This is a genomic window from Plantactinospora alkalitolerans, assembly GCF_015690345.1.
GTDB lineage: Bacteria > Actinomycetota > Actinomycetes > Mycobacteriales > Micromonosporaceae > Plantactinospora > Plantactinospora alkalitolerans.
This window is the reverse complement of the sequence record NZ_JADPUN010000310.1, coordinates 1-10,436: the sequence shown is the minus strand read 5'-3', so window position 1 is coordinate 10,436 and position 10,436 is coordinate 1. Positions and strand designations below refer to the sequence as shown.

Genomic DNA, 10,436 nt, shown 5'->3' with positions numbered 1-10,436 from the left:
GGTCAGAGCCGGCCGAACTTCCCGGGATCATGGCGCCACTCTCCTGGATCATGGCGCCCGGACGGTTTGTGGGCGTGCGGGCGGGAGTCAGAAGTCGCCCTCGGCGACCTGGAAGACGGTCAGGCCGAGTTGGCGCCACATCTGGACCACCTGCATCCGGTCGTCGAAGACCCCGACCACCCGGTACCGGTCGCGGATCTCCCGGTCGAAGATCTCCCGCTTGACGACCGAGTCGCGCCGGGCGTCGCCGGCCGCCCGCATGTGCAGGGCCAGATACGGAATGCCGACGTGCTCGTCCAGCCACATTGTGGTCTGCTCCCGGCAGGACGCGTCCCGTCCGGTGCAGAACACCACGCCGTAGCCGGCCGAGTGCATCGCCCGGACCGCCGCGATGACGGCGTGGTTGGGCCGGTCCTCGCCGACCCGGCTCATGTCGTACGGGCTGCGCCCGGACATCAGCGCGACCGTGCCGTCGATGTCCACCAGGACGATCTCCGGCGCGTCGGCCGACGGTGGCGGAACGTAAACGGTGCCCGGCCCGCCCGGTTCGACGGTCGGCAGCGGCAGCGGCAGTTTGCGGCCAGCGAGATAGCGGTCGTGCAGTCGTCGGATGGCCTCCTCGCCGACCCGGTCCTGCTCCGGTCGCTCGGCGTCGCGCCGGACGCACTCCTCCACCGGTACGTCGGTGAAGTCGTGCACCTCGAAGGTCGCGCCGAACCGGGCGGCGAGCTGGGCCCAGTCCCGCAGGGTCCGGGACCGCAGGTTGGTGTCGTCGACGCAGACGTCGGCGCGGGCCCGCAGCAGCGCCTCGACCTGTGCCCGCTGCACGACGGTCACCTGGCCCTCGGCCCACTGGGTGAAGAGCCGTTCGCCGTGCAGCATCCGGCGCAGGTCGTCGCGGTTCACCCGGACGACGCCCGGTTGCAGCTTCCGGGCGAAGGTCGTCTTCCCGGAGGCGGGCAGACCGCGGGTGACGATCAGTCGGGTCATGCCGTCTCCTCGCTCGGCTCGGTCATGTCGTCTCGTCCCACCTTGTGCAGGGTCCGGTCCGCCGAGGGGCGGACCTGCTGCCACAGCAGCGGGTGGTAGTCCTTGCCGTCAAGGCGCAGGAAGAGGAAGGCGCGCTCGGGGTGCCGGGCGGCCCGCTCGGCGAAGTCGCGACGGGTCCAGCCGTCGGGCAGCTCGGCCACGATGTCACGGTACGCCTGCTCGATCTTCACGGCCCGGGCCTCGACCGCCGTGGTCAGCTCGGCCACGACCGAGTCGACCCAGCGGTGGAACTCGTCGGGCAGCGGCGCGACCCAACCAGCGAGATCCTGACCGGTGACCAGGAACTCCCAGACCACCCGGGCGTTCAGTCCGAACGTCAGGCGGTGCAGCCGGACGTACTCCGGGTATTTGATCTTTACCCGGACGTCGGTGTCCGGCCAGTGCACGACGAGTCCCTCCCGGCTCTCGCGTACCGGGGCGGCCAGCGCCTCGGCCAGGGTGCGGTGGGGCAGCCGTTCGACCACCGGGCCGGGCCAGTCGGGTACCGCCTCCGGGCCGGAACTGCGACCGGTCCCGATCTCCACCGTGCCGAGCAGCACCAGGTCGTCCAGGCCGCCGTAGTCCAGCACGATCCGGTTGGCCGGGTAGACGATCTCGACCAGCACGGTGTGGCCGGCCGGCGGGACGAAGTCGGGGTACCGGCTCCGGAGCACGGCGGTGGCGTGCCGGGCCTGGTCGGAGGTGAACGAGCCCCGGGTGGCGACGGCGAAGCCGGCTCCGTCCGGATACAGCACGCCGAGCGAACCATCCGATTTATCCGTTATGGTGGCCGGTGCGTCGAGTCGGAGGTCCGGGGCACCGGGCTGGTCGTGGTTGAAGAACTTCCGGAACGGCCGGGCCAGCACCGCCCCGGAGCTGTCGTCCACCACCAGACCCCGACAGGCCATCGTCACCGGCGTCCACTCGTGCGCGTAGACGCACGCCTCGGTGTAGTTGTAGATCGACAGCGGCCGCTCCGGATGGCGCTGCATCCGTACGTGCCCGGCCGCGATGGCGGAGTCGAGCGCCGCCGGGTCGAGGATGTCGGCGAGCCGGGTGACGGGAGGGGCGACCGGGGCCACGGTGGCGGGATCGGCGGCTGCGGGGATCACGGGTGTGCCTTCCGGCGGGGTGGGAATGCGAGAGGGAGGAGTGACGTTATCCGTCACGGATCGAGTGTGCAGCCCGATTTCGGGCCGGCTCTACGGCCATGGCACACTGGTCAGTCGGCCAACGGTTCCGGTTCACGCCCGAGTCCGTTCCCGTGCAGCGACAGGCCTGTCGCGGGTGACGGGTGCCGACGGCGACCCGGCGACCATCGATGAAAGGACCGAGGCGACATGAAGCCCAACATCCACCCCGAGTACGTCACCACCGAGGTGAGCTGCTCGTGCGGCAGCACGTTCACGACCCGCAGCACGGCCAAGGGGGGCTCGATCCACGTCGAGACCTGCAGCGCCTGCCACCCGTTCTACACCGGCAAGCAGCGCGTGCTCGACACCGCCGGCCGGGTCGCGAAGTTCCAGCAGAAGTACGCCAAGGTTCAGGCCAAGAAGGCCAAGTAGCAGCGTCGACGGCGCCCGCCTCCGGTCCGTACCGGGGGCGGGCGCCGTCGTGCCTTTTCCAGCCCCACCCGCAGGAGTTCGGATCAGAAGGAGTACGAGCATGAGCGGCGACCGGCTGGCCAGCCTCCTCGACGAGTACGCGGAGCTGGAACGACGGCTCGCCGACCCGGCGATCCACGGCGACCAGAACACCGCCCGGCGGGTGGGACGACGGTTCGCCGAGCTGACCCCGCTGCACAAGGCCGCCGATGAGCTGGAGCAGGTACGCGCCGACCTGACCGCCGCCCGCGAGCTGGCCGCCGAGGATCCGTCGTTCGCGGCCGAGGCGGAGTCGATCGCGGCGGCCCTGCCGGCGCTCGAAGCCCGGCTGGCCGAACTGCTGATTCCGCGCGACCCGCACGACGCCAAGGACGTGATCGTGGAGATCAAGGCGGGCGAGGGCGGCGAGGAGTCCGCGCTGTTCGCCGGCGACCTGCTCCGGATGTACCTCCGGTACGCCGAACGGCACGGCTGGGCGACCGAGGTGCTCGACGCGCAGGACTCCGACCTCGGCGGGGTCAAGGACGTCTCGCTCGCGGTCAAGGCCAGGGGCGTGCCGGAGGGCGGAAACGGGGTCTGGTCCCGGCTGAAGTGGGAGGGCGGGGTGCACCGGGTGCAGCGGGTGCCCGTCACCGAGTCCCAGGGCCGGATCCACACCAGCGCCGCCGGCGTACTCGTACTGCCCGAGGCCGAGGACGTCGACGTCACGATCGACCCGAACGAGCTGCGGATCGACGTCTTCCGGTCGTCCGGGCCGGGAGGCCAGTCGGTCAACACCACCGACTCGGCGGTCCGGATCACCCACCTGCCGACCGGGATCGTGGTCTCCTGCCAGAACGAGAAGTCGCAGTTGCAGAACCGGGAGCAGGCCATGCGGATCCTGCGGGCCCGGCTGCTCGCCAACGCGCAGGAGCAGGCCGACGCGGCCGCGTCGGACGCCCGACGGTCGCAGGTCCGCACCGTGGACCGGTCCGAGCGGATCCGCACGTACAACTTCCCGCAGAACCGGATCACCGACCACCGGATCGGGTACACGGCGTACAACCTGGATCTGGCGCTGGCCGGCGACCTCGACGGGGTACTCGACGCGTTGGCCGAGGCGGACCGGTCGGCACGGCTGGCCGGCGGGACCGAACTGACCCGTCGCTGACGACCGGCCCGTCGCGCAGGCCCGGTCGACCCCGACCGGAGGTGAGGGGCCGGGGCGCCGGGCCCGGTGTCAGGGCAGCGCGTGGGTCCTCGCCTTGGCGCGCAGCATCTCCCGATCGGCGAGTTCGAACGCCGTGCCCAGCGCGTCCCGCAGGCCGGTAGCCGAACCCCGTACCTCGGCGAAGCCCACGCTCACCCCGACCGGGGTGCCCGGCACCACCGACTCCCAGTCCTCGGCCGCGACCGCCGCGCCGACCCGCCGGCCCACCTCGCCGGCCTCGGCCATCCCGGCGCCCGGCAGCACCACGACGAACTCGTCGCCGCCGTACCGGGCGACGAAGTCACCCCGGCGCATCACCCGGTTGATCACCCCGGCGACGCGCTGCAACACCAGGTCACCGGAGTGGTGCCCGTGGGTCGTGTTCACCGCCTTGAAGCCGTCCAGGTCGACCACGCCGATCACCGCCGGCTCGCCCCGGCTGACCATCCCGGCCACGTACCGCTCCAGCCGGCGCCGGTTCGGCAGCCCGGTGAGCGGATCGGTCAACGCCTCGCCCTCGTACCGGGCCGCCTCCCGGCGCATCTCCTCGTGCTCGATCCGCGCCGCGATGCCGTCCACGTAGACGTCCCGGAGCCGGTCGTTGCGCTGGGTCGCCAACCGGAACGCGTACCGGTCGGCGCGGTGCGCGGCGGCATGGTCGCCGATCCCCGCGTACGCCAGGCTGGAGAGTCGGGCGTGTTCCGCCGCGCCCAGCGTCTCGGCGGAGACCTGGATCGACTCCAGCCGGGTTATCGCCTCCGCCGGCCGCCCGGCGGCGATGGCCAGGCACGCCCCGCCGAGCTGACGGATGTCCCGGGTCCGGGTGCTGTCCCCGCCGTTGGCCAGCAGCCAGGCGGGATCGAGTTCCGGCACCTCCGGCGGGTCGACCGCCGCGCCGAGGGCGGCCCGCCGGACCAGTGCGTACCCGTACGCCGCCCGGCTGCTCGGGCGCAGTTGCCCGGCCGTACCGGCCCGGACGAACCGTTCCAGGTCACCGCCGACGTCCCGGAGTACCCGCAGGCAGCCGTCGCTGTCCCCGTGATGGTCCAGCGCGACGGCGTTGCGCAGCCGGATGCCGGGGGCGGCGAAGGTCTCCTCCGGAATTCCCGAGGTGAGCCCCAACCGGCGGGCCCGCTCGATGGCTCCGAGGGCGTACCCGTGGAAGCTGAGGTACGAGTAGGCCATCGCCAGGTCGTGCCAGCCCCAGGCGGTCTCCCGGTCCGGGTCCTGGACCGAGCCCAGCGCGCGGGCGCTCCGCACCAGGTGGGTGACGCAGCGGTCCAGCGCGCCCTGGTTGTGCGCCGCCAGCGCGGCGAGGGCGTGCAGGTGCCCGTGCAGGTACGGGTCCGGCAGGTCCCGGGCCGCGTCGAACGCCTGCTCGACCGCCCTTGTGTACTCGGCCGTACGACCCAGGTTGATGACCGCGGAGAGCCGCTGCAACAGCGCGTCCGCCCGGGAGTAGGGGTCGTCGGTGGTGTCGATGACCTGCTCGAAGATCAGACACGCCTCGGCGGACCGGCTGCTCTCCATGAGGGCGTGGGCGTGCATCAACTCCTCGGCCCGGTCTCCGACCCGGTCGAGCCAACTCACGCACAACCTCCATCGCCTCGCCAGCGGCCCCGTCGGTCCTACAGCGGTCCCGTCGACCCGGCGGGCGCCCGTTCCGGTCCCCCGACCGGTCAGTGCAACCCGCCGAACCGGAGCGGAAACGCACCCGCAACACGATGATCCCCGGCCGACGTTTCATGATTATGTCGTGACGCGTATTCCTCAGCATCCCGATGAAGGGACAGAACGGACCCGACCGTCGGTCGCGGCCGCGCTCGCGGCGACGGAACTGGCCGCCGCCGGGGTCGGTCCGGCCCGGACCGAGGCGGAACTGCTGGTGGCGTACGTCCTCGGGGTGCGGCGCGGTGCGCTGGCCCTGGCCGACCCGCTCACCCCCGGACAACTCGCCCGGCTCCGGAACCTCGTCGACCGGAGGTCCCGGCACGAGCCGTTGCAGCACCTGCTCGGCACGGCGGCGTTCCGGCACCTGGAACTGGCGGTCGGGCCCGGAGTCTTCGTACCCCGCCCGGAAACCGAACTGCTGGCCGGTTGGGGCATCGCGCAGGCCCGTCGGGTCGGTCGTGCCGAGCCGGGCGGGGCGGAACTCGCCGGGGAGACCGGGCCGGCGATCCCGGCCGCCGACCGGCAGCCGGGCCCGGCGATCGTGGTCGACCTGTGCAGCGGCACCGGCGCGATCGCGCTCGCCGTCGCCGACGAGGTGCCGGGGGTACGGGTGTTCGCGGTCGAGCGGGCCGCTCCGGCGCTGGCCTGGTTGCGGCGCAACGCCGGCGAGCGGGCCGGGGCGGGCGACCCGCCGATCGAGGTCGTCGCCGGTGACGTCGCGGACCCGAGCCTGCTCGGCGACCTCGCCGGCCGGGTGGACGTGCTGCTCTGCAACCCCCCGTACGTCCCGGACGGCACCGCCGTACCCCCGGAGGTGGCCGCCCACGATCCGGCGGACGCGGTCTTCGGTGGCCCGGACGGGCTGGCCGTGATCCGGTTCGTGCTGGCCCGCGCGGCCCGGCTGCTGCGGCCGGGCGGCGCCCTGGGCATCGAGCACGACGACACGCACGGGACGGTGGTTCCCGACCTGCTGCGCGCCGACGGCCGGTTCGTCGACATCGCCGACCACCCGGACCTGGTCGGCCGACCCCGGTTCGCCACCGCCCGCCGGGCCGGCGCGACGGCCTGACCCGCCCCGACGCGCTCCGGTGGGCCCGCCCGGTGCGACGGCCGGGAACCGGCGTGGTACCCGTGCCACGATGGCCGTTCCGGCGTGGCAGACTGGCTCCTCGTGATGCTCTACGACTGCCGGTCCCTCGCGGACCGTGACCGAGGCATTGCCGCGGCGATCGAGGCGGTCAAGAACGGCGAACTGGTCGTTCTGCCGACCGACACCGTCTACGGGGTCGGCGCGGACGCCTTCACGCCGTACGCCGTCAAGGCGCTGCTCAATGCCAAGGGGCGGGACCGGCAGCATCCACCGCCGGTACTGGTGGGTTCCCGGCGCACCCTCGACGGGCTCGTCTTCATGCTGCCGACCGCCGCCCGCGAGCTGGCCGACGCGTTCTGGCCCGGTGCGCTGACCATCGTGGTCGAGCACTCGCCCAGCCTGCAATGGGACATCGGCGAGACCGCCGGCACCGTGGCGGTACGGATGCCGCTGCATCCGGTCGCCCTGGAGGTGCTCCGGGAGACCGGCCCGATGGCCGTCTCCTCGGCGAACAAGACCGGGCAGCCTCCGGCGGTCACCGCCGAGGAGGCCCGGGAGCAGCTGGGCTACGCGGTTCGGGCGTACCTGGAGGCGGGGGCCTGCCCCGAGCCGGTGCCGAGCACCATCGTCGACGTGACCGGCGAGGTGCCCCGGGTGCTGCGCCAGGGAGCGATCCCGCTGGAGAAGCTCCGCGACGTGGTACCGGAGATCCAGGGCGAGGTGTCCTGACGTGCCGCCGTTCACGGTGCTGCACGTCTGCATGGGCAACATCTGCCGGTCCCCGATGGCGGAACGGCTGCTCGCCCTGGCCGTGCGGGAACGGCTGGCGCGGCGCACGGCCGATCCGGCTGCCGACGCCGGGGCGGCGGACCACCTGGTACACAGCCACAGCGCCGGCACCGGCGCCTGGCACGCCGGTGAGGAGATGAACCCGCCGGCCGCCCGGCAGGTGCGGTCCCGGGGCGGTGACGCCGACGACTTCGGCGCCCGCAAGCTCCGGTCCGAGCACATCGACGCGGCCGATCTGGTCCTGACGGCAACGGCCGACCAGCAGGAGTACGTGGTGGCGCTGCGCCCCGACGCCGCCTCCCGCACCTTCGTCCTCGGCGAGTTCGCCCGCCTCCTCGCCGCCCTGGACACCGCCACCCTGCCGCCGGCCACCGACGGGCACCCCGACCCGGACACCGTCCACGCCCGAGGCGCCGCCCTGGTCGCCGCCCTGGAAAAATCCCGCCACGGCTCCTCCTCCACCTCCTCCTCTCCTCTCCCCACGGACGACCTCGACGACCCCTGGGGCCGTGGCGACCAGTGCTTCAGTCGCGTCGCCGACGAGATCGAGGAGGCGGTACGGCCGCTCGCGGCCGTCCTCCTGCCGTAAGGAGCCGTAAGGAGCCGTAAGGAAGGGCCCCTTCTTATCGCTTTCTGTAGAAGAAGGGCCCCTTCTTAACACCCCTCGTCACCCGCTTTCGTGAATCTGGTGCGGGTTTAGGGCAAAGCGGGTGCAGTGGGCGGAATATGACGGCAGGCTGACGGAGTCCCAAACCCGGCGTACTCGTCCGGGTTGCGCCGTTTCGCCGTTCCGCCCGGGAGGTACCGCATGCTCCGGCTGCGGCTGAGTCAACTCTGGACCCTCTTTCTGGCCGGGGTGCTCTCCGGCACCATCCTGGCGGCGGCGGCGCTGCCGGCGTACGTGCTGCTGGCGGTGGGGCTGAAGTCGGCCGGGGCGCAGTACGAGGACCTGCCTCAGGACCTGCGCACCCCGCCGACCGCGCAGCGCTCCTACCTCTACGCCGCCGACGGCAGGACGCTGATCACCTCGTTCTACGACGAGAACCGGACGAACGTGCCGCTGGCCGAGGTGTCCCTGGTGATGCGGCAGGCGACGGTGGCGGCCGAGGACGCCCGGTTCTACGAGCACGGCGGCGTCGACGTACGCGGCGTGCTCCGGGCGTTCGTCGCCAACAAGATGGGCGGCGAGGTGCGGCAGGGCGCCTCGACGCTGACCATGCAGTACGTCCGCAACGTGCTCAAGAGCGATCCCGGCCTGACCGAGGAGCAGCGCGCCGAGGCGACCGCCACCACGCCGGGCCGCAAGCTCCAGGAGATGCGGTACGCGCTGGCGCTCGAACGGCGGCTGTCCAAGGACGAGATCCTGAGCCGGTACCTGAACATCGCCTACTTCGGTGCCGGGGCGTACGGCGTCGCCGCCGCCAGCCAGCGGTACTTCTCCAAGCCGGCCCGGCAGCTGAACCTGGCCGAGGCCGCCCTGCTCGCCGGCCTGGTGCGCTCGCCGGAGTCGGACAGCCCGATCGGCGGCGACGCCGAGGCGGCCCTGGACCGCCGCTGGTACGTGCTGCGCCAGATGGTCGGCACCGGGGCGATCGGGGCGGAGACGGCGACCCGGACCCAGGCGGTTCGGTTGGCGCTGCGACCCGGTGCCGAACCCAACGACTGCGCGGGAGTCTCCGACGGGCACTCCGACTGGGGCTTCTTCTGCGACTACTTCCGGCGCTGGTGGACCGCGAACCCGGCCTTCGGACACACCGTCGACCAGCGGCAACAGACGTTGCGCCGGGGCGGGTACCGGATCGTCACCTCGCTCGACCCGGCCATCCAGGCCAGCGCGCTGCAACAGACCCTCGGGGTGTACGGCTACGCCGACCGTCGAGCCATGCCGATGGCGGTGGTGCAGCCCGGCAGTGGCCGGGTCCTGGCGCTCGCGGTGAACCGGCACTACGGGCTCGACTCCAATCCGCCCGGCCAGGAGAACTATCCGAACACGGTCAACCAGCTGGTCGCCGGGGGCGGGGACATCGACGGCTACCAGGCCGGTTCGACGTTCAAGCTCTTCACCATGCTGGCCGCGCTGGAGTCCGGGATGCCGCTCAGCGCGGGTTACGTGGCGCCGTCCCAGCTGTTGACCAGCTATCCGGTCAGCGGGCCGAACAGCTGTGCCGGTTACTGGTGTCCGGCCAACGCCAACCCGGGCTGGATGGACGGCTACCGCAACATGTGGACCGGCTTCGGGCGCTCGGTGAACACCTACTTCGTGGCGTTGGAGCAGCGGGTCGGCGCGGACGAGGCGGTACGGATGGCCGAGCGGCTGGGGATCGTGTTCCGGGCCGACGGCGACGCCCGGCTGGCCGCGTACGGCGCGCGTGGCTGGGGCGCGTTCACCCTCGGCGTTGCCGCCACCACCCCGCTCGACCTGGCCAACGCCTACGCGACGCTGGCCGCCGACGGGACGTACTGCAAGCCGTTGCCGGTGCTCTCCGTCGTCGACGCCGCAGGCCGGGCGGTGCCGGCCGCCGCCTCGACCTGTGGCCGGATGCTCCGACCCGAGGTCGCGCGGGCGGCGACGGACGCGGCCCGCTGCCCGGTGGGCAACCAGTCGGCGTACCAGCAGTGTGACGGTGGCAGCGCGCCCGAGGTCGCCGGAATCCTCGGCGCGCAGCCGGTGGCCGGCAAGACCGGCAGCGCGGAGGGGTACACCAGCGAGACGTTCGTCGCCTTCACCCCGCAGCTCGCGGCGGCGGCCATCGCCGCGAACCCGGACGACCCGAGCGAGGCGGTCGGTGCGCCGGTGCAGCGGAAGGTCATCGCCGCCGTGGCCACCACCATGGCGTCGGCGCTGAAGGGCAAGCCTCGCCGGGACTTCACCCCGCCGGGACGGGAGATCGCCTTCGGCGACGGCGCGGGTGACCTCGGCCCGCGTCCGGTCGTGCCGGTCCCGCCCGTACCGACCCGGGGCCCGACCGCTCCGGCGCCGGCCCCGAACGCTCCGGCCCCGAACGCTCCGCCCCCGAACGCTCCGGCCCCGACTGCTCCGGCTCCGACGGCTCCGGTCCCCGGC

Annotated in this window: 9 protein-coding genes; 6 read left to right on the top strand and 3 right to left on the bottom strand. The window is 72.8% G+C overall.

Annotated elements, in window-relative coordinates:
* Window positions 1–87: 87 nt before the first annotated feature.
* Both I0C86_RS34430 and I0C86_RS34425 read right to left on the bottom strand, forming a co-directional pair.
* A complete protein-coding gene (locus I0C86_RS34430) occupies window positions 88–990 on the bottom strand; it encodes a phosphatase domain-containing protein (protein WP_196205487.1) in 903 nt (300 codons plus the stop codon).
* Window positions 987–2,141, bottom strand: coding sequence for an RNA ligase (locus tag I0C86_RS34425; RefSeq protein ID WP_323374018.1), 1,155 nt, complete (start codon window positions 2,139–2,141; stop codon window positions 987–989). The genes I0C86_RS34430 and I0C86_RS34425 overlap by 4 nt, the downstream gene beginning before the upstream one ends.
* Window positions 2,142–2,369: 228 nt before the next feature.
* On the opposite strand from I0C86_RS34425, the gene rpmE reads away from it, so the two are divergent.
* Complete coding sequence (gene rpmE, locus I0C86_RS34420) at window positions 2,370–2,594, top strand: 50S ribosomal protein L31 (protein WP_196205486.1); 225 nt, start codon at window positions 2,370–2,372, stop codon at window positions 2,592–2,594.
* Between the two features lie 100 nt (window positions 2,595–2,694).
* Window positions 2,695–3,783 carry a peptide chain release factor 1 gene (gene prfA / locus I0C86_RS34415; RefSeq protein ID WP_196205485.1) on the top strand — a complete coding sequence of 363 codons (1,089 nt, stop codon included), beginning with the start codon at window positions 2,695–2,697 and terminating at the stop codon, window positions 3,781–3,783.
* Between the two features lie 69 nt (window positions 3,784–3,852).
* Here the strand turns inward: prfA and I0C86_RS34410 are convergent, their stop codons facing one another.
* Window positions 3,853–5,412 carry a GGDEF domain-containing protein gene (locus I0C86_RS34410; protein ID WP_196205484.1) on the bottom strand — a complete coding sequence of 520 codons (1,560 nt, stop codon included), beginning with the start codon at window positions 5,410–5,412 and terminating at the stop codon, window positions 3,853–3,855.
* Between the two features lie 166 nt (window positions 5,413–5,578).
* Between I0C86_RS34410 and prmC the strand changes: the two genes are divergently transcribed.
* The 4 genes from prmC to I0C86_RS34390 form a co-directional block, all read left to right on the top strand.
* Entirely contained in the window at window positions 5,579–6,562 is a 984-nt protein-coding gene (gene prmC / locus I0C86_RS34405; RefSeq protein ID WP_323374017.1) for a peptide chain release factor N(5)-glutamine methyltransferase, read from the top strand.
* A gap of 105 nt (window positions 6,563–6,667) precedes the next feature.
* A complete protein-coding gene (locus I0C86_RS34400) occupies window positions 6,668–7,312 on the top strand; it encodes an L-threonylcarbamoyladenylate synthase (RefSeq protein WP_196205488.1) in 645 nt (214 codons plus the stop codon).
* A gap of 1 nt (window position 7,313) precedes the next feature.
* The gene (locus I0C86_RS34395; protein ID WP_196205483.1) at window positions 7,314–7,961 is read left to right on the top strand and encodes an arsenate reductase/protein-tyrosine-phosphatase family protein; all 648 of its coding nucleotides are present in this window, start codon (window positions 7,314–7,316) and stop codon (window positions 7,959–7,961) included.
* A gap of 219 nt (window positions 7,962–8,180) precedes the next feature.
* On the top strand, window positions 8,181–10,436 hold a 2,256-nt coding region (locus I0C86_RS34390; protein ID WP_196205482.1), incomplete at its 3' end, for a transglycosylase domain-containing protein.

Bases quoted from the DNA above. Each gene is read 5' to 3' on its own strand.
- prfA (WP_196205485.1), top strand. From the start codon at position 2,695: ATGAGCGGCGACCGGCTGGCCAGCCTCCTCGACGAGTACGCGGAGCTG.
- rpmE (WP_196205486.1), top strand. From the start codon at position 2,370: ATGAAGCCCAACATCCACCCCGAGTACGTCACCACCGAGGTGAGCTGC.
- I0C86_RS34430 (WP_196205487.1), bottom strand. From the start codon at position 990: ATGACCCGACTGATCGTCACCCGCGGTCTGCCCGCCTCCGGGAAGACG.
- I0C86_RS34400 (WP_196205488.1), top strand. From the start codon at position 6,668: ATGCTCTACGACTGCCGGTCCCTCGCGGACCGTGACCGAGGCATTGCC.